This is a genomic window from Glaciecola sp. G7-5 (assembly GCF_055808975.1).
The window spans coordinates 1,609,386-1,629,301 of record NZ_CM147892.1 but is presented as its reverse complement, the minus strand read 5'-3'; the positions used below and the strand labels follow the sequence as shown (position 1 = coordinate 1,629,301).

The 19,916-nt window shown below is 41.3% G+C and carries 19 protein-coding genes; 3 read left to right on the top strand and 16 right to left on the bottom strand.

Features of this window, described 5'->3' with window-relative positions:
* Positions 1–10: 10 nt before the first annotated feature.
* The 14 genes from AC0L6H_RS07025 to AC0L6H_RS06960 all read right to left on the bottom strand — a co-directional run bounded on the left by AC0L6H_RS07025 (position 11) and on the right by AC0L6H_RS06960 (position 14,255).
* Complete coding sequence (locus tag AC0L6H_RS07025; protein ID WP_473393412.1) at positions 11–643, bottom strand: RpiB/LacA/LacB family sugar-phosphate isomerase; 633 nt, start codon at positions 641–643, stop codon at positions 11–13.
* Positions 644–821: 178 nt separating this feature from the next.
* Complete coding sequence (locus tag AC0L6H_RS07020; protein WP_473393411.1) at positions 822–2,120, bottom strand: serine hydrolase domain-containing protein; 1,299 nt, start codon at positions 2,118–2,120, stop codon at positions 822–824.
* A 117-nt stretch (positions 2,121–2,237) separates the two neighbouring features.
* Positions 2,238–2,822 (bottom strand): TetR/AcrR family transcriptional regulator, encoded by a 585-nt coding sequence (locus AC0L6H_RS07015; protein ID WP_473393410.1) that lies wholly within the window; start codon positions 2,820–2,822, stop codon positions 2,238–2,240.
* Positions 2,823–2,922: 100 nt separating this feature from the next.
* Positions 2,923–4,041: a flavin monoamine oxidase family protein gene (locus AC0L6H_RS07010; protein WP_473393409.1), complete on the bottom strand. Its 1,119-nt coding sequence runs from the start codon at positions 4,039–4,041 to the stop codon at positions 2,923–2,925.
* Between the two features lie 83 nt (positions 4,042–4,124).
* Positions 4,125–4,553 (bottom strand): thioredoxin TrxC, encoded by a 429-nt coding sequence (gene trxC / locus AC0L6H_RS07005; RefSeq protein WP_473393408.1) that lies wholly within the window; start codon positions 4,551–4,553, stop codon positions 4,125–4,127.
* Between the two features lie 48 nt (positions 4,554–4,601).
* Positions 4,602–5,564, bottom strand: coding sequence for a sensor domain-containing diguanylate cyclase (locus tag AC0L6H_RS07000; RefSeq protein ID WP_473393407.1), 963 nt, complete (start codon positions 5,562–5,564; stop codon positions 4,602–4,604).
* Positions 5,557–6,573: a response regulator gene (locus AC0L6H_RS06995; RefSeq protein ID WP_473393406.1), complete on the bottom strand. Its 1,017-nt coding sequence runs from the start codon at positions 6,571–6,573 to the stop codon at positions 5,557–5,559. The genes AC0L6H_RS07000 and AC0L6H_RS06995 overlap by 8 nt, the downstream gene beginning before the upstream one ends.
* Before the next feature lie 259 nt (positions 6,574–6,832).
* Positions 6,833–7,933: a HupE/UreJ family protein gene (locus tag AC0L6H_RS06990; protein WP_473393405.1), complete on the bottom strand. Its 1,101-nt coding sequence runs from the start codon at positions 7,931–7,933 to the stop codon at positions 6,833–6,835.
* A gap of 2 nt (positions 7,934–7,935) precedes the next feature.
* Positions 7,936–9,006 (bottom strand): tetratricopeptide repeat protein, encoded by a 1,071-nt coding sequence (locus AC0L6H_RS06985; protein WP_473393404.1) that lies wholly within the window; start codon positions 9,004–9,006, stop codon positions 7,936–7,938.
* 95 nt (positions 9,007–9,101) lie between these two features.
* Positions 9,102–9,617, bottom strand: a complete 516-nt coding sequence (locus AC0L6H_RS06980) for an Ig-like domain-containing protein (protein ID WP_473393402.1) — start codon at positions 9,615–9,617, stop codon at positions 9,102–9,104.
* A gap of 12 nt (positions 9,618–9,629) precedes the next feature.
* Positions 9,630–11,222 (bottom strand): DUF4331 domain-containing protein, encoded by a 1,593-nt coding sequence (locus AC0L6H_RS06975; protein WP_473393401.1) that lies wholly within the window; start codon positions 11,220–11,222, stop codon positions 9,630–9,632.
* A 272-nt stretch (positions 11,223–11,494) separates the two neighbouring features.
* Entirely contained in the window at positions 11,495–12,232 is a 738-nt protein-coding gene (locus tag AC0L6H_RS06970; protein ID WP_473393399.1) for an anti-sigma factor, read from the bottom strand.
* On the bottom strand, positions 12,229–12,768 hold the full coding sequence (locus AC0L6H_RS06965) for a sigma-70 family RNA polymerase sigma factor (protein ID WP_473393398.1): 540 nt from the start codon (positions 12,766–12,768) through the stop codon (positions 12,229–12,231). The genes AC0L6H_RS06970 and AC0L6H_RS06965 overlap by 4 nt, the downstream gene beginning before the upstream one ends.
* Before the next feature lie 116 nt (positions 12,769–12,884).
* Positions 12,885–14,255, bottom strand: a complete 1,371-nt coding sequence (locus tag AC0L6H_RS06960) for an MBL fold metallo-hydrolase (RefSeq protein WP_473393396.1) — start codon at positions 14,253–14,255, stop codon at positions 12,885–12,887.
* A gap of 465 nt (positions 14,256–14,720) precedes the next feature.
* Between AC0L6H_RS06960 and AC0L6H_RS06955 the strand changes: the two genes are divergently transcribed.
* Entirely contained in the window at positions 14,721–15,938 is a 1,218-nt protein-coding gene (locus AC0L6H_RS06955) for a YjgN family protein (protein WP_473393395.1), read from the top strand.
* Positions 15,939–15,949: 11 nt separating this feature from the next.
* The gene (locus tag AC0L6H_RS06950) at positions 15,950–17,032 is read left to right on the top strand and encodes a M48 family metallopeptidase (RefSeq protein ID WP_473393394.1); all 1,083 of its coding nucleotides are present in this window, start codon (positions 15,950–15,952) and stop codon (positions 17,030–17,032) included.
* A gap of 35 nt (positions 17,033–17,067) precedes the next feature.
* Here AC0L6H_RS06950 and AC0L6H_RS06945 read toward each other — a convergent pair whose 3' ends face one another.
* A complete protein-coding gene (locus tag AC0L6H_RS06945) occupies positions 17,068–17,418 on the bottom strand; it encodes a DUF6768 family protein (protein WP_473393392.1) in 351 nt (116 codons plus the stop codon).
* Positions 17,405–17,938 (bottom strand): RNA polymerase sigma factor, encoded by a 534-nt coding sequence (locus AC0L6H_RS06940; RefSeq protein WP_473393391.1) that lies wholly within the window; start codon positions 17,936–17,938, stop codon positions 17,405–17,407. The genes AC0L6H_RS06945 and AC0L6H_RS06940 overlap by 14 nt, the downstream gene beginning before the upstream one ends.
* Before the next feature lie 341 nt (positions 17,939–18,279).
* Between AC0L6H_RS06940 and AC0L6H_RS06935 the strand changes: the two genes are divergently transcribed.
* On the top strand, positions 18,280–19,914 hold the full coding sequence (locus AC0L6H_RS06935; RefSeq protein ID WP_473393389.1) for a diguanylate cyclase: 1,635 nt from the start codon (positions 18,280–18,282) through the stop codon (positions 19,912–19,914).
* Positions 19,915–19,916 lie beyond the last annotated feature (2 nt).

Sequence of the window (19,916 nt, the reverse complement as noted above, 5' to 3'; positions counted from 1 at the left end):
CGTAAGTCACTTAAATGTATGCTTTTACAAACTCAGCTATTGCATCATCTTGGCAGTTATCAAAGAAACATTTTTGGAAGCGCTTGCCGCCTACTGCAGTTTTTACCAGTTCTGGGTCTAGCGCTTTCAAACCATCTAACAATGACTTGCTAGTTGCTTCTTTCACCGTGTTTAAAATACCAGCGTTAACCGCTTGTACTTCGCGGCGCTCTGGTGGGTAGCCTTGACCGGTTTCACCGGTAAATGCTTTTTCAAAAACAAAACGAAGATTTAACTCAGCACCCCAACCAAAACCTTTGGCAAAGGGCAGTGCTAAGGCGTTTCCGTTATTGATTTGCGCAAATAAGTACGCATCAGCAGGGTCGATGCAATAGCCGCATGCAACTCCCGGATAAGCGTTTAGTGACAACAATGCACCTTGGCCTGTGCCACAACCTGCTACCACAAAATCAACTGCCTTACTGTTTAATAACAAAGCCGACATAATACCTAAGTGAATATAGGTTAAATGATGATCATTCTCATCACTCATGCCAACGTTATACACTTCATGGTTTTGCTGGCTTGCTACTGTTTGTAGTTGCTCTAGCACAACAGCGTTTTTGCTTGCTTGGCTGTTTTCGTTCATTAACGCAATTTTCATAATACTTTCCTAAAAAATAAAGAATCTCTACTTATATGCTTATCATATCACTTAACTATTTAGATGTGCAGATGGGTGCAAAAATAAAAGTAAGATAAACCCAAAATGCAACGAAATGCGTGCACCTAAGCTTTCGCCTAGATGCAGTTAAAAACCGAACGTGATGTGTTAGAAAAAACTAGTCGACAATTGCCTGATACACAACGTTTCTGAAATCGTCATGGTAAGGATGAAATCCAATGGGTAAAAATTGCGCAAAAGCAATAATTACCATGTTCTCCTTTGGGTCAATACGGAAGTAAGTAGATGCAGCACCACCCCAACCATAGTCCCCCGTAGATCCCATAAATAAACTCTGGTTTTGGTCAATCGTTACCGACATCGCCAAAGCATAACCTTCGCCGGGTGCAGAAGCCTCAAACGGGATAAGCTTAGGAGGTAAGTGATTACTCGTTAAATACTCAACGGTTTTGCGACCAAGAATACGCTTGCCCTTATAGGTACCTTTATTGAGTAACATTTGCGTAAATTTATGATAGTCACCAATGGTCGATGTCAAGCCCCCACCGGCATTGTGAATGGCAGGGTCTGACTCAAAGTCACCCAAGGGCTCATTGTTGTTTGCAATCGTTTCGCCTTTATCATTCGGGCCATATACTTGCGCGAATCTTGCTAATTTTTCTGCTGCGACAAAAAAGCCGGTATCGTTCATTTCGAGAGGTTCAAAAATGACTTCTTGCATGTAATCGCCTAATTTTTTACCCGTAATACGCTCAATCATAAAGCCAATAACGTCAGTATTTACACCATAGTGCCATTGAGTACCCGGCTGATGATTAAGCGGTAATTTGGCCAATTCATGTAAAACAGTATCGGGAGATGTTTTGCCCAAGCCTATGGGCGAATTTCGATATAGCTTGTCGACTTCACTCCCAGTAAATCCATAAGAAAACCCAGCGGTATGCATGAATAAATCAATAATTCGAATAGGGTGCTTCGCATCCTCTAAAACCATATCTTCCCCTTTTCCACTCACGTAGACTTTCAAATTGGCAAGCTCGGGCAAATACTTTGTAATAGGATCGTTCATATGAAACTTGCCCTGCTCCCACAAGGTCATGGCCGCTACAGCGGTAATCGGTTTGGTCATTGAATAGATTCTGAAAATCGTATCTTTGGTCATCGCAAGGCCGGCTTCTTGGTCACGCTGGCCATGCGCAGCAAAATGCACAATTTTACCGTTTCTCGACACCAAACTAAGGGTACCTACAAGTTTTTTGGCGTTGATATAGCGCGTCATAACTTCATCAACATATGCTAGTCTCGATATTGACATACCTTGTACAATATCGTTTGAGCTTGACGTGTATGGCTGTAAAGCGTCCTCAATAATTGGCGGTGGAGTTTGTTGATTGCCCGAAGCAGCAACACATGACATCGTCAAGAATGAAGTAAATAGCAGCGTTAGTATTTTCATTTTTTTCTCTTATTGTTTTCTTATATTCAAAGACCGCAACTTCATTTTATGGCTAAATACAGCAATACTTCAAATAGGTGGAAATTATATAGTTACATAGGTTAAGGCGAGTAAATACTAGCGTTCAATTGCGGCAAGTGTTGAGCTGATGGCTCGTTCAATAGCATCGGTCGGCGCTCTCATTCGCGTGAGTGACGAACACCCATAAAAAAGGACCGTTAGTGAGGCCGCCGTTTCTTCAACATTAACCGTTTCCTTGATCAAACCTTGAGAGACCGAGTGGCGTAAAGCATGTTCAAATGCTTTAACTTGGCGGTTAAAAGTACGTTTGAGGATTGTGTCAATAGCATCAGAGCTACCACTAAACTCTAGTGCTGTATTAGCAATAAAACAGCCATTTTTGAAGTACTTGTCGTCACTTGCGCCGGTTATAAATGAGAACAGTTTTTTAATATCTTTAAGCGAAGCCCGCTCAGACTCCAATCCGCTGAATAAGTACGAAAAGATACGCTGTTCATATTTCTCTAAGGCTGCTAAAAACAACTCCTCCTTGCCACCAAATGCAGTATAAAGTCCAGCGTGTGCGACACCGGTATGCTTAACCATTTCACGCATAGACGTATTGGCGTAACCGAGTTCCCAAAACAATTCAGTTGCTTTTTTCAGCGCAATATCGGCATTAAACTCGCGGGTTCTCGCCATTTCTAGTCCTAGTCGGGGATTTGTAGCCTAATATTAAGATCGATTGCTATATTAAGCAACTGTTTAAAAATCATGCATTTATCGTAAGGGATCTGTTCGCTCACATGCGGCTTTCTAGCTTTTTCAGAGCGGCATTGACTGCAATTAATGCGCCTTCCAAATAACCGGCCTCGGCCGTTGCAAACTCACTACCGGCTAAATAAATGTTTTCCCCAAGCAAAGCACTTTCACATGTTTGCAAATTTAAGTGGGGATGGCGGGAACCTTCAGATTGGTCTTGGCCTGTACATACATCTGAATCTTTCGCCCAATCCTTTATGTAGCATTTTTCAAATCGATAAGCATTATGCCCAAAAATATCGCCAAGTTGTTTGATACAAGCTTTCTTCAGCTCTTTTTGAGATTCTCGTAAGCGCTGAGTTGCGGGTATTCCTATAAAACCAAACAAAGCAAAACCGTCTTCATCACTACAACAAGCATCGTGGATCTCGACCATCGGACCGACTTGACTAAATGCCTGACCAGACAAACCTTGTTCTCTCCAAAATGGTCGTGGATAGGTAATCACCGCTTTTGCTTGCGCTGACATCCACGTTTGAGATTGTTTAAGCTGTTGCTCTAATATGTTATTCATAAAGCCGGCGCGAGCAAAATCACGCGCAAGGATGCGTGGAGGAATTGCAAACATAAGGTGTTTACAAATTGTCTGAACCTCTACCCCATCCGCACTTGCACTTAGTTTCCAAGTACTACCGTTTTTTACAACACTGCGTATTGTATGTTTAGCATTGAGGCGATTTTGATCTGCGTTACGTGTAAGTTGCCTAATCAAAGAATATAAACCGCCTCTGACTCTATACGTTACTTGCGCTGGACTGTTCGAGATCCTGCGGGGATCCCTAATATTTTCAAACTGATACAGCACTTCACCATTGGTATATTGAGGGAAGACTGACAATCCCATATGCCTAACTAATTCTTGCATTAAGTGGTGGTGAGGAAATATCCACGCTGGCCCCATATCGTAAAAATTTGGCGTAGCCACAGCGCTAGGAATACCCGCGACCCTGCCGCCAAAAATGGATTTACTTTCAAAGAGTTGATAAGGAATTTCTCGAGACTCAAGCTGGTTTGCCGCGTAAAGTCCTGCCAATCCACCGCCAATGATGGCGACATCGGTGTGCTTTACCCTAATGTCTTTCACGTGTTTTTTAGTCATTTGCCAATCTTAATACGCAGCTATACCCTTGCTCTAAGCTTCAAACCCTCTACTGTTGTCGGCCACAATGACATTTACGCCAATTAAAGTTTACTAAGGCATTGCATTATAAATTGTTTCATTTGTTGTTGATTAAGCGCACCAGATATACGTTCCATTTCTTTGCCTTTATGAAAAAATATCAATGTTGGTATTGAACGAATATGTGCTTGGGCACCAACTTGTTGCGCTTTTTGCGTATCAACTTTCGCAAACAAAATACCTTCAGATTCAAGCGCTACTTTAGTAAATGTAGGGGCCATTGATTTACATGGACCACACCAGTCGGCCCAAAAATCGACTAAAACGGGTAAGTCATTTTTCTCAATATAGCGATAAAAATTTGCATCCGATAAGTTGACCGGTTGGCCCGTGTAAACAAGCGCCTTACAACTACCGCACTTTGCATCTGTATGGCTTTTTCCTTCAGGGATTCGATTAATCGCGGCGCACGATGAACAAACTATATGCATAAACCTTCCTATACTAAATTAAGATGAATTTCTAATATGATCAGCTATTTAGCTATCTGAAGACACAACAACCTTGTTTCTGCCACTTTGTTTTGCGACATATAAGGCTTTATCAGCAGCTTCAATCCACATTTGCGGTTTACTATAGCTCGACAGTTTTGGCGCGACGCCTAAGCTACAAGTATACTCAAGCTCATGGTTTTCATATTTTACTTGGGCATTCATTACCATTTCGCGTATACGCTCGGCAACCACTACCGCATTATCACAAGATGTATCGGGTAACATGACCACAAACTCTTCGCCACCATAGCGCCCTGCAATATCGGTTTCTCTAATGGCAGAACGGATTACCTTCGAAATATTGCGAATTACTTCGTCACCAGTTAAGTGTCCGTAACAATCGTTTACCGCTTTAAAATTGTCAATGTCTAGCATGATAAGAGATACATGTGACTTGTTGCGAACGCTTAGTTTAAATTCTCTTTCAAATCTTTCTTGCCAATAGCGTCGATTGTACAAACCGGTTAACCCATCAACCCGACTGATCGTTTCAAGTTTGCTATTTAGACCTTCTACACGCATTTTATTTAATGCTTGATCGGTAACGTCATAAATCAAAAAACACAGCTTTTCAACGTTGCCACTGCTATCAAGCAAAGGGGTAATCGTTATGTTTTGAAACATGTAATCGGTGTTGGAGGTAACGGGGCGACTGGCATCAAATTTGAACAAATAATGTCGTTGTTCCCAGATCAAAAAAACAGGCGTTGCTAGTGCAAAAACCGGATTACATTTACGTGTCAACCATCGGCGATTAATGTCTGGGAAAAGTTCATCGAGGGTTTTTCCTACCACTTGACTGGGTTCTTTTTGACTGTGGTTTTGCATAAATTGATTCCACAGCTCAACCCTAAAATCTTTGTCGGTGATGACAATGCCCATTTCTAGTGAGGAAAGTATCTCACCTAACCATTGAGTTGATTCTAATACTGCGTTTGACTTAGGCACTGTGCGTTTCTCCTAAGGATACTAAACGCTCATAAGTACTATTTAGGCAATCCTTTGGCAAAAGGAGAAGCAGCTCAAAGTTAACTTTTTCAGATGGTATGGAATACGCGATTTCGACCATCAATAACTCTTCCCAACGAGACACATTCTTACTTACTAACTCTTCTAAATTACAATGCATTCCCAAAACAATGGGGGTGGTATGAGTAATATCTAATTGCAATTGATTTGCGATACCTCTCAAACAAGCTCCCACTATGATATTAGAAATATCCATGAGAGTTCTTAATTCAGAAATCTCTTCTTCTTCATCAAAACCCAGCAGTGCATTTAAGCTTTTGATGTGGGTATCGCTGAACAATATTATCGCTTCGCCTTTTAAACCTTGTGCTACAAAGCCTTTAGAAACCGCCGATACAGATTCATTTCGATCAATTTCGGCAATAGCCATGCTCAATTCGTTACTATGGACGATACTAATATTAGGTACGGGAAGTTCAACAAAAATATTAAGGAGCTTAGCGAGGTTTTTACCGGCGCGACCCATCGCGACATTACAAACCTCACGAAACAAATCGAGTTTATCGTTGAGTTCATGGCCAGTTTGATTAGCTTGTTGTCGTTTACCGCTGTTACCGTCGCCGTCGTAAATCCCGTATTTTTTCAGAATACCGACGAGCTTTGCATTGTTAATAGGTTTTTCAATAAACTCCAATGCCCCTAAGCCAAGCATTCTAGTGCGAGCCTCGTCTTGAATATCGCCTGAAACAACAATCACCATGGTTTGCAAATCGTATTCGCGGATAATCTTCATGGTTTCATAGCCGTCCATTACCGGCATATTTAAATCGAGAAACAACACATGGGCATTGCCCTTTTCAATTTGATCTATTGCTTGTTGGCCGTTTTCGGCAAAATTGATTTTTACATCCCACCCATCAGGAAGCGAGCGCGCAATCGCCTTGCGTGCAAATGATGAATCGTCACAAATGACAATTGGAAGAGACATGTAGATTCCTATAAAGACGTAAAAGCTCGATACTATTTATAAACTGCGCAGAGCTTACTAATACTCTAATTGCTGGTCTTTCGTTCAACTGGATTAGAGTAAACATAAATCAATGTTGATGCAACCAGCTTATTTAGCCCAAAGTTGTTTACTTTCAAGCCTCTGCTTATAGACTCGCCCTCGTTTTTATTGGTTGGTTTTTAGCTTGTTGAAGCCTTTACTACTCCCAAAATTGTAGCTAATCGGCTACCTTGATGACTTATAACCTCGTTATTATCCAATAAACCGCCAGCAGGCCTATAAATATAGACAAAAAAGGCATCGCTTTATTTTTGTAGAACATCGTATAGCGCACTTTAATTAGTAGCGGTAAAACAACAATCAAGATGAGTAGCTGGCCAAGTTCAACACCAAAGTTGAAAGCAAGTACGCTCATCAACTTTTGATTTTCAGGCAAGCCGAGTTCAGCAAGGGCGCCCGCAAATCCCATCCCATGAATCAAACCAAAGATAAAGGTGATTAAGCTCAAGCGGCTCAGCATCGGAAAAATATTGTTGATAACGTTAAACAATATTGATGCTGCAATCACAACTTCAATCCATGAGCCAAATACCGGAATGATCCCAAGAGCAGTTCCCGATAAGGTGATAGAGTGCGCGATTGTGAAAGAGGTCACGATCCACAAGGTACGCTTGAAAATGCTGCTTGTGCTCTCAATCGCATGCCAGCGATTGTTTGCTCTGTATAAACTGACGGTCAGTAATAAAGTGAGCAAAAACAAAATATGGTCAAAACCAATGAGAATATGCACGATCCCTTGGTACAAAAAGACGCCAAAGGTATGTAATTTGCCTGTTGACTGTAAAGAAAACGTGGTAGGTGTTTCGCTGTCGCTAAGCACACTCAAATAATCATTTTGTGCATCGTTCACCGACACAATGGCTTTGTGATTGTCGAATAAATCAAACAACAATTTGTAGCTTAGGGTGAGACTTCCATTGGGACTGCACTGGGCTGTATAATCAACAAGCAAGTATGTTGCCGCGCTTTGTTCTTCTAACATCATTTGGGGACTTATTTTTAAAGGACAGATGTTGTTATCTCGACTAAACAATACGCCTTTTTGAATATATCTAGCAACCTGCTCTGATCCCTGCTCTATTTCTGCCCATGTCAGTTCTCCGTTATTATTCGTGTCGAGAACAACCGCTTCTTTTAGATCAAGCAATTTTAGCTTTATTGACCCCTTCAAGAGTCCGTCGTTGTCGATGTTCGCCGAAATAAAGCTTGTACTTAATTCGTGGGCGTAGGCTTTGCTAAAAAGACTTAGAAATAAAACAACACACCATACTGTTTTCATTGTTAATATTCCTTCGTATTAGCAAGAGAAGCCTGCATATCTACACTAGTCACTTTACTTTGGATGTTAGCCAGCAAAAGCGCGTCTTCTTTATTTTTCGCATTTGCCCAATTTATCTTCGCCCATTTCTCTGCACGCACTAAGTTTGGTGCGAGCTTGAAGTAGTAAAGCGCAATATCAAAAGCATGTTCTTCGTCTTGGCGCTGCTCACGCAACAATATACGTTCTCTTATTTTGTTAAACCAAAGCGTAGACTGCCTATCATACTTTTGCTCGGCAAGCGCAAGCCTAAGCAAAAGCGCGTCGTCTTGATTCTGGGTGTTAGTAACAACTTTGCCAAGTTTTTCCAATACTTCATTGGGCCTTTCTAAGGCTAGCTGTACGTCAGCCCAAAGCACCCAAAAACTAACCGGTACATTTTTGTTAACATGCTCTGAAAGAATTTCGTCGGCGAATGCATAATCATCTATATAACTTGCCATGCTCGCAATAATTTCATCAATGTATACTTGGCTTTGTATATTTTCAGAAGGGTGAGACTTTGAGAAAGTAGATAAGGAATTGACTGCGACTCTTATATCTTCTTCGTTACCTTTTTGCGCATCAATATTCAATAAACATGCCGCTGCTAATATATTTTCTATGCGCCCTACCAAGCTAGAACACATGCTTTTGGCGTCAGTAAAATACCCTTGAACAGCATAGGTATTAGCCAGTAATAAACGCGCGTTTAAGTGACTTGAATGGGTTTTAATGAGCGATTCTAAAATATCGCTGCTTTTGGCGAATTCGTGGTAGTACTGTTTAATCACCGCCTCGTAATATTGCAACTCACGATCTTTGTTTTTAGTTGTGATCTCTTTTAGCAATAGCGCAGCTTGTGCATAGTAGTGGCTATTCCCAGGGTATTTTGCTTTATCCAATAAGCGAGTGATTTCTTCTTTTGGTATGATGTCGCGACTATCTACAGACCACTTTACAATGACTTTATTTGGGTTATGAGGAATATATGCTTCTTTTGCGCTTAGCGACCCGCATGTTAAACATAAAATACTAAATAGTAGTGCACGCATTATTTGTTCTCGCTTGTTGTTGTAAATAAAGCGAAAGTTAAAATGCCATCCTTGGCTAAACGTTCTAGTTAAAGTGCCATCCGTGACGAAACTTTCTAGTTGTTGTCGATAAGATCTTGATAATCTTGGCTACCCATTCCATCTTGAATAAACTCTCGCCCGTTTATCGCGCGAGCTTCAGTCATTGCATCTGCTGCGAACACGTCTCGTGAAAACTGCGTAAAGGGCACTTGCAACGCTTCAATGCTTATTCCGACCGTAGCGCTCGCTTCAAGCCCACCGGCATCACTTACGGTAAAGCTAAAGCTGTCTGCTCCCGTTTGTTCAGCAAAGGGCACATAGGTGAACGTAGAATCATTATTGATGCTCAAACTACCCAACATTGGCTCTTGGTCAATTTTAATAATCAAGGCCTCTGCATCCGGGTCTGAGGCTGGAATACGTTCAGTAACGGCGGTTTCTGTTTGCGTAATAATATCGATAGACATTGCTGAAGGTGGGTTATTCACCTTCACATCATCTTTATCACTATCGCTATCAAAACAGCCACTTAGGCCACCTAGTAGGATGGTAATCACACTTAGTTTAAATCCAGTGTTATATATCTTCATTACTTCCTCCTATTATTCTGAGCCAGCGATTGGGGCGGCTAAATATGGAAATTCACCCATCATCATGTTGGCATTGCTAGGCGCACCATCGGTAAATGGCACATTACCTACGCTGGCATCTTCTGGCATACAAAAGCCTAAATTAGTAGGCGTACCCGCCACTGGAATATCATGGCACAAGGCTCCCATTGTGACTCTTAATGCAATATCTACAACGTCATCACCAGGGCGACGTCCATTTGGAAAACCAGCCAAGTCATCGCCGGCCACCCCAAATGAAGACTGCTGCATCATAGGTGTGGCAGCAATACCTGTGTTTAAACGTAACATTTCTGAAGGTGTCACCGTTTGTAATTGGTTCACGCCCTCAACACCGGTTAAGAAAGCAGCTACCAAATCCGTTCTAGGAAAATTGGTAGGCGCAAGGGTTTCAATATTGGCTCCTAGAGTGGTGTTTACGGCATCTTTGAATAAGATATTAAGTAACTCTGGTAACGACGGATGCGTTACATAGTCTGCAAATTGTCCATCGGCACTAGGATGTGATGACGAAAACTTATCTTTATCTTTTATACCAATTACCAATTCGTTCACCAACGGCGACCCTAAACGCGAAACTTGCGTAAGCGCACCGCCATTGACTTCGGTTTTATCGAAGCTCGCATTTGGATTCAATATTCTTGCTTGTGGTAAGCTCGCAGTTGTCCACGCACCAATTGAGCCATTTCCAGAACCCGTTAGGCAACTCTTAGGAATTTCAAGAGCGATACTGGTTACGTTTTTATCTAAAAGGTCGTCGTTGTCACTGTTTTGCGTTATGCCACCCGGAAACCCAGCACCATCACCCGCACCTGGCGCACTATCACCTTCCACCGGTACATAGTTAACCAAGTCAAAGGTTTTACCTAAATTAACTACGAAGGGGTCTTTGCGCTGCCCAACGAAAACCTGACCCATGGCGCTACAATTGGGAATGGCAATTTCGTAAACAAAGCTATTGGCATATTCCATATAACCTTGTGCACTGCTAAAGGTTTTGTTTCCTATGAAATCTAGTGGTTTTGCAAACACAGCACCCCCAGCAGTAACATTAGTAACGGCTTGTTGAGTACCTGTTGCCATATCGCCAGTGATAAGCGTTATTGCATAACTTTCTTTGAAATTTGCCGCGCCTTGATCAGCAGCGCTAATGCCACCAACGTTGACTAAAGGCACAGAAATTGACTTTTGAGCTCCTTCTGGACCTACATTCAAGGCAATACCTTGGTTATTGTTAGCTAACATTTTATTGAAGTTAAAGGTGTAACTTAAATCTTCAACGGCGTCGCCATCGTTGTCGATATGAATACTGTAGGTTGCATGTGGGTCCATAGCGAAGTAGTTAGGGCCGCCATATGCGTCTTGCAATGGAATGTAGTTTGCAATGAGGGTGACGTAATCACCTCGGCCTTCTTCATAACTATTAAACACATAGAAGTCGGTAGAATCTAATGTAGGAAAGCGCGTAATATTTGGCGCTTCTCTATGGCTTGAAGCAGCCGCACTACCTGCTATTGCAATGGTTAACAGCGTACTTATTATTTTAGAAATTTTCGTTTTTTGCATGATGTTTCCCTTTTTATTTATCAAATTTCATTGAGTGTCACAAAGCCAAACGCGCAGTTATTGATATTGGATGCAAGAAAGTTAAATTAATTTTTTATAGCACTAATTGATGGCGAAGCAGGGTCAGTGGACATGTTTTTTCGGCACAAAAAAACACCAACAAAATTTAGGCTTTTGTTGGTGTCTATTTCTATGTTAACGAACTAGTACTATAAATTAATTGTGCGATACCTAGAGTTTAGGTATCGCTGAGTTCGCTTAAGTTCCTACAATTACAAAGTTGCAAGTTCGGCTGCATAAAGCACTTCAGTAGGCGCTCCCGTAGGAGAACCACCTAAGGGCTCTTTACTTACTGCAAGGGCTGCGATTTCGATGTTGTCGAAAATCTCAGGCTTTTGTAATTTCAGATTCTTTATTTGTTGCATAACACCAATAGATATTGGCGCAGCACCCGACGCTGGCACTATCCATAACTGATAGTCGTTATTCGCCAAGCGAGGAACTAATGTCGACCTTCTAACTTCTATTTCGTCTTCGAGAATACTGAACGACCACATCAGCTTAGCGTCTTCATTTGTAACAACCGCAACGCTTTGTACTTGAACATCTTTGACGCTAGTAATATTGTTTACTAACAATACAGCCAGCATTAGGCTTGCCGCAATTGCCAAACCAGATGTCCATTGCCAAGCACGGTTCTTAGCCCCTTTAAAGTCTACATCAATCACTTTATTGGGTTCTTCACTTTGTATTTCTTTTTGTACTTCATCGTCTTGGCTAACAAAGTTCAGTTTATGCTGAATTCTTTGCCAAACCAGCGCTTCTGGGGCAACGGCTTCAAGCTCAAGAGAAAGCCCATTGAGTTTTGATTCCCAATACGATACCTCTTGCAAAATTGTTTCGTTAGCAAATTTTAGCTTTTCAAAACGGTCTCTTGCCTTACCGCGAAGCGTACCTAATACATACTCAGCAGCTAGGGCTGATATAAGTTGGGGTTTATTATAATTCATAGTCCTAAACACCTCTGCAAACTTGAAAGACCCCGGCGAATCCAGCTCTTTATTGTTCCTAAAGGCGAATCTAAATGAGTCACCACCTCTGAATGTGACAAGCCCTGAAAGTAAGCCAAATGAATGGCTTGCTTTTGTTGCAGGTCTAGTTGTTCCATACAATCATTGAGTTTAAGATTATTAGGATCTTTTAATCCCGGTGAAAAGATATCCTCTTCAACAGAATTTTCAGCTTGGTCAGTTAAGGTGTCCTCTTTTCTTACCTTTTTGCTACGCAACATATCTAATGAGCGATAACGCACAATGCTTACCATCCACGTAAGAACTGTCCCTTGACCCTCTTTGTAATAATCAGCTTTGTACCAAATGCGGATAAAGGCTTCTTGCAAAGCCTCTTCTGCACTTTCTTTATTTTGTAGCATTTTTAACGCCACAGCGAAAAGCTGGCCGCATGTTTTTTCGTACAGCGTTTCAAATGCTACTTGATCTCGATTTGCGACTTTGCGTAGTAAATCGAGAAGTTCTTCATGTTCCATATTTATCTCCCCTGTTTATACATTAAACTACGCACTATCCATTTTGGATGCAACAAATTACAAAATAAGCTGAAAACCAAGCCTTTTGTGCCAGTGGGTAAACCGCTACTCAAAGACTATTTTTGGTATTTCATCCATCCTTTAAAAGATCCCTCAAACACATCGACTAGCTTGATACCGTTACGTTTTAGGATACTTGCGGCGACAGTCGCGCGTTTGTCGCTGCCACACATACAAGTATATTTAATGTCTGGCTTGTAATCTTCCATCGACGTTGCCAAGTGCCCAAGGTAAGCATGTGTTGCACCGGGTAAGGGCATATTGTTGACTTCGTCGGATTTGCGTACATCTAACAAGATCCAATTTCCTTTTTTGTCAGATAAGCGTTTTTCTACCTCGTCTGCACTCACGCTGTCAACGCTGTCAATTAGCGAGTCGTTTTTTTCGGCACGAGCAGGAATGGTAGTTATATATCCCTCACAGTCAAAGTATCCCATTCGAGACAATTGCATATAAGCACTTTGTGCTTGATTGTGATCGTCACTCACAATTAATAACTTCGTATTATAAGGTAGCACCCAACCTGCGTAAGCGCTTAAAAGCGAACCCGGAAAGCACAAGCTACCGCGGAGATGACCTTCTCTGAAACTTTGCTCCGAGCGCACGTCAATAATAATGCCGGGCCTATCGTCGTGCGCTAACCACGCCTCTTTTTGCTCATTTGTTAAGGGCTGGCAAAGGTTTTGACTTATTTGCTTCTCAATGCCTTTTACATTCGATTCTTCCATGGTCTCAAAGTAAGGCGCGTAGTAATGGGTCTCGTTAACTTTTGCATCAACAAATGCTTCTTTGCTCTCTTTATTTAGCATGGGGTTATTTTTGCGTTCATATCCTATGGTAGTAAACTCACGATCTGCCATACCACCGCCACAAACAGAACCAGCTCCGTGCGCCGGATACACCTGAACTTCATCCCCTAACTGCAGTAGTTTTTCTAAGCTGTCGTATAGGCTGCTTGCCATTTCTTTTTTCTCGTCAGGATAAAAATCGGTTCTACCCACATCTGATACAAACAAAGTGTCACCTGTAAAAACAGCGATTGGATTGGTTGAATAATTAGTGTCGGCTAAGGCTAAACAAATACTGTCTTTAGTATGCCCTGGCGTTGCTAAAACCTTAATTTGAGCACTGCCAATACTAAATGTATCGCCATCTTTAGTGGTTTGTGCGTAGCATATTGTTTTATCTGCGTTTTCACCATGATACACCGAAGCTCCTGTTTGCTTAGCTAAGCCAACAGCGCCTGAAATAAAGTCTTCATTCCTGTGGGTTTCAAAAATATGGGTAATTCGACAATTGTGCTTCGCGGCAAGTTTTATGTATTGCACAAAATCTAATTGGGGATCTACTACGCAAGCTTGGCCGTTGCAAGTTACGACATAGGACAAGTGAGCTATGCCTTCTGTTTTCACTGTTTCAATAAACATAGAGTCTCCTAAATGAACTTATGTAAAATGGTAGCCTATTAGATACACACACTATTACAAACACCATGCCAGTAAGAACAACACATAAAAGCCATAAATTTCAATACGATACAAACACGCTTCTGCCAAATAAAAATTCGAACATGTAAAAGTGCAATACTTCATGTAAAAACGGAACACTAGAGGTGACAAGTACAATGACTCAGGGGAATACAAAAATATTAAGCATTACGTCTATTTTGAATGCAGTTACCTGTAAAATTGATTCACGAATATGAAAGCCCTGCACTTCGCTGTTATAAAATCACGAGTATTTACAAATATATGCGAGGGAAATGCTTAAGAAACGGGCAAAACTCTTCCTTTGCCTTATAAATTCAGGTATTTTTGGACTCTGAATTAAAGCGCGCGCTCTCAAAGCATGCGCTTTGTTGTAACTCAATGGAAACACAATAAGGATATTAAATGTCAGACAATCAAACTGATAACATCGACTACACCTATTATTCCCTCGAAGAACTCAAGCAAGCTTACGCCAGTATCGACAAAGACATTTATCCTGAAAGGGCTGAAATGTTACACCGGCTTATTGAGGAGAGAAACGCAATACATGCTTCTCCACAAGTTGATGATAAGCAAGTGATCGCTAAAGAGCGGGTAAAATTTCATGGCAACGGCACTGAGTATTTCGCCATTTGGATTGTTAATTTGTTTTTATCGATTGTGACCTTGGGTATCTACTCTGCTTGGGCCACCGTAAGAACTAAGCGTTACTTCTATTCCAATACTGAAATTGCTGGGCATCGCCTATCTTACCTTGCGACCCCTATTCAAATCTTAGTTGGCCGCGTAATTGCCTTTTTACTATTTGTGATATTTGTGCTCGCTTCTAACTTCAGTCCAATTTTTGCGGTTCCGGTTTTCTTATTTTTATTTGCCGTTACGCCAGTTATTATTGTCATGGGCGTACGCTTTAGAATGCGTATGATGGCCTATCGAAATGTTCGCTTTAACTTCACCAAGCGTTACGGCAGAGCTTATGTTGTGTTTTTCTTATACTCTATATTAGCAATCGTCACTTTTTACCTAGCCTTGCCTTGGGTACTCAAGAAAATTGATGAGTTTTTATATGAAAACATGACCTACGGAGACAAAAAATTCACTCCAACGCTTCAGGCAAGTGAGTATTATATTGCCACGTTGGTATCGGGCGGGATCATGTTTGTCGGCGTAATGGTTTTTGGTGCAGTTTTAGGCTTGAGCGGTTTAGCTGGAGGAATGATAGACAGTGAAGGCGGGGCTACATTAGGTGCGTCAGTCGCCGCTTTTGTAGGTATCATAATATATCTATTTGTGTTGGTTCTAGGCACTTCTTTTTATCAAGCGTATATACGCAACCATGTATACAACAATATGCGAATAGAAGATGTTGCTGTGTTTAGCTCTGATCTTCAAGTGTTGGATTTGGTTCTATTGAACATCACCAACTTTTTTATGTTAGTTTTCAGCTTAGGGCTTGCCTATCCATGGGTAAAGGTACGAACAACACGTTTGCTTACCAGTGCAACTGAAATCTCAATATTAGAAGGTATTGATGAGGTAGTCGCGAAAAGTGGCGGTAATGAAAGCGCGGTAGCCGATGAAGTCATAGGCGCATTTGATATTGATATATCTATAGGCTAAAGGTAGCAATAATGATAATCGTTGAGGGTAAATACTTTGCGTCAGGTGGCGCTGGGTTTGAAGCTGTAGAAGTGAAGCTACATGACAGCGGGCTTATGTACTTTACCCTATCTGATGGCCAAGCAGTATCTGCTAAGCGCGCTGAATTAACAATATCAGACAAGCTTGGCTCCGTCCCTCGTGACATAGTTTTACCGAACAAAAGCTTATTGGTGCTTGAATCAGATTCTTTAGTCGACCCTTGGCTTGCGAATGGTAAAAGTGACGTAAGCCGCTGGGAGCGTTCACCTAAAGCCGTTATTGGGTCAATTATTGCAGTACCACTGGCTCTATATTTTATTTTTGCCGTTGCTGTGCCAGCAATAGCCGTGGTATTTGCGCCCTACATTCCTGATGCAGTCGTTGAAATATCCTCAGAACATACCCTGAAAACACTTGACTCTACTGTGCTTGGAGAAAGCGAAGCCGACACCGAAAAAACCGCTGCTTTACGAAAAAGCTGGGAAATGCTTATTAGTGAAATGTCACTAGAACATCAAAACTACACAGTACTCTTTCGCAACGCCGAAGCGATGGGACCAAACGCCTTTGCCCTTCCAAACGGTACCATTGTATTTACCGACCAACTGCTTGAATTACTAGATTATGACGAAGATATTCTAACAGCCATTTTTATGCACGAAATTGGGCATGTTGAACAACATCATTCCATGCGCTTAATTTCTCAAACGATAGTGTCATCAATCGCTATCAACTTTTTTATTGGTGATGTGAGCGCTTTTTTTGATTTCTTTGCCAGCGCTGGAAACACCCTTGCCACCAACCAGTTTACGCAAAAGCTTGAATGGGAAGCTGATAACTTTGCGCTAGCACAGTTGCAAAGCACAGGGAAAGATCCGGTAGACTTTGCGCGTTCAATGCAAAAATTCTCTGAATTAGATGACAATAATCCAAACGCTTTTGAAAAACTGTTGAGTTCGCATCCACTAACTGACGAACGCATTATTAATGCACTCGAATTTTCTGGCTTACCACCTGAATATCGCGAGAAGTTAATCACAAAAGAAAGTGAACAAAGCGAAACAAAGCCTTAAGCTGTGTTTATAGCTTGTTCACACGCAAATATCACTTATTGGCGGCGATACATCAACAAGCGCAACTCTTTAGAAAGATAACTGCGGTTTGACTGCATGAAAATCCATAGCTTGGTTGCTACTTGAGCTTGAAAAGCAATCACTAAACATATTCCCCAAAAGACCTCTTTTTCTGCTGTCGCGGTGAAAAATTGATAAGCACAATAAAACAGTAATATCGACAACAATGTTGCCAGTAAATAGCCTATTTTAACCAACCAACCTAGACCAGATGAGAAGCTTGCACCCAAATAACCACTTAAGCTGTCGTTCTCTTTCATTAAATCGTCAAGTTCTTTGCTTTGCTCTAGTAGATCTTGCTTTATTTTTTCATCAATATTCATCATTTCTTCCTTCTTCAATTTGTTTACGCATTTTTTCTCTTGCGCGGTGTAGTCTTGATTTCACTGTGCCCTCAGGTATTGCCAAGGCCATTGATGTTTCTATCAACGACAAATCGTTGAGGTAGTATAGCTCCACAACATCGCGTTCATTACTTTCAAGTTTTTGCAAAATTGGGACTAAGGCACTGGTATCTATTGCTGAGTTAGCCACAATTTGATCCATGTTCTCGGTATTAAGTGTACAGATATGCTGTCTACTTTTCTGCCAATCCAATATTTCCCAGCGCAGGGCTCTAAACAACCAACTCCGAAACAAACTGACGTTGTTCAACCTCGCTAGGCGTTTGCCTACCTTAATCCACACATTTTGCACCAAGTCCTCAGCAAGCATTTTGTCACCGACCCTCAGCAACGCAAAACGGCGCATAGGCGTCACAAAGTGCCTATAAAGCATTTCTATAGCCAATGTTTTACCCTGTTTGGCATCAATAACTAAAATTTCAATCTCGTATTGATTCAACACTTCATCACTTTATTCAATTGTAGTTCCCCCCGTTTGACATTACTCAATGATAAAGACGATTAAAAGCTAGCTTGGGTTCTTTTTATTTTTCTCATAGCTAAAACGCTATTAGGCCTTCGCAAGAAAGGCGAAGATTCAAGTATTTAATATATCTCCCCCCTTTTACATCCGCTTTCCCTGCCGATAAAGCATAAATGGCTTATTGCGTAATTGTGCGCAATAATAGAGTTAATCTGGAGATTTGTTCTGGGAACCAGTAATTGTAAAAACGGGAAGAGTCCATTGTGATGTATCTGTGTCGCGTTTTTTTATTTTCCATCATGATCATAAGCGCGATAGTTGTGAGCGTTGGAAATGTTTACGCAAACGAACCTAACAATGGCATCGAACTTGTTAATGAGCAACTTTATCTAGTTTCAGATACAACAGGTGACTTAACAATTAATGATGCTGTTAGGGCATTTGAAAACCAACAGTTTGTCCGCAATAAGCAATCTCAAGTTAGCTTTGGATTTACGAATAAGACCTTATGGGCTGTTTTACAAATCAATAATGAAAGTGATGATGCTTACACACAAGTCATAAAAATAGATAATGCCTGGTTGGATGAAATTGACATCTATTTTGTGCAGAATAAGCGAATACTAAAACGCGTTTCATTGGGTGATAATCTGCCATTCTTGCAGCGCCCATTAGCAAGACGTATGCCTGCAGTGCCCTATCAATTTCCAAAGGGATTAACTGATGTTTATTTTCGCATAAAAGCCAAAGACCCCCTTACCGTACCAATTTACATTGGTGCGCAAGAAAGCCATATTGCGGTAGCGTTTTCAAATGCCTATTTCTATGGTGCTTTATATGGGGCACTGAGCATTTTATTCATTTACAACATTGCCCTTTATGGTTATTTAAAAGAAAGTCGGTACTTATTCTATTCTGCATATTTATTCGCCTTCACGATCTTTAACTTTACATATACCGGCCACGGCTTTTGGAAGCTCTGGCCCGAATCGATTTATTTGCAACAAAACCTGATGCCAACGCTCATGTTTGTTTATTTGTTTTCAGGTGTCATGTTTACGCTAGAGTTTTTAAATACACGGACTTATTTGCCCTCACTTTATGCTTTTCGAAATAAGATATATGCCGGCTTGTTAACAGTAGCGCTTTGTTTGTTGCTACTAAATGATCGTTCCATCGCAATTATGACTCAGCTGGTAATATTGACTACTCTCTCAATATGGATGCTAGTAATAGGATACTTTTCATTTAAAAACGGCAATCCTTTGGCAAAGTTTTTCGTTCCTGCGATTTTGATGGGCGCTGGGGGCGCAACCATATCGAGTCTTGCTACTTGGGGTGTTATACCCTATTCCCAATGGGCGTTTAGGGGGATTGAAATTGGTATGCTATTGGAGATGTCACTACTATCAATTTCGCTTGGTTTTAACTTTAAGATGGCCCAAAAAGCTCGCGAAAATGCAGAATCAAACGCAAGGCTCGATCCATTGACTAACTTATACAACAGGCGCGCATTCTCTGATTTAGTTTACCCCCTGTGGAAGCTGGGTATACGAAATAAAACACCGATGGCCATTATCCTTATTGATTTGGATTGGTTTAAGCGTATAAATGACCAGTACGGTCATGTGGTTGGAGATGAAGTGCTAGAGAGTGTAGGACAACGATTAAAACAGCGTTTGCGCGACTCCGATATTCCCTTGCGCTGGGGCGGCGAGGAGTTCCTTATCTTTTTACCGAATACCAGCACCGATGCCGCTCTCAACATCGCTGAAAATTTAAGAGAGTACTTTGATTCAACTAATGTAGCACAAACACACAAGGTAACATTGAGTATTGGCGTGGTTAGCGCTCTACCTAGCGACATTGAGCTTGATAAGCTAGTTATCTTAGCAGACAAAGCCTTATATAAAGCCAAACAGCAAGGCCGCAATTGTGTGGTTTCTTTAGACTAAGT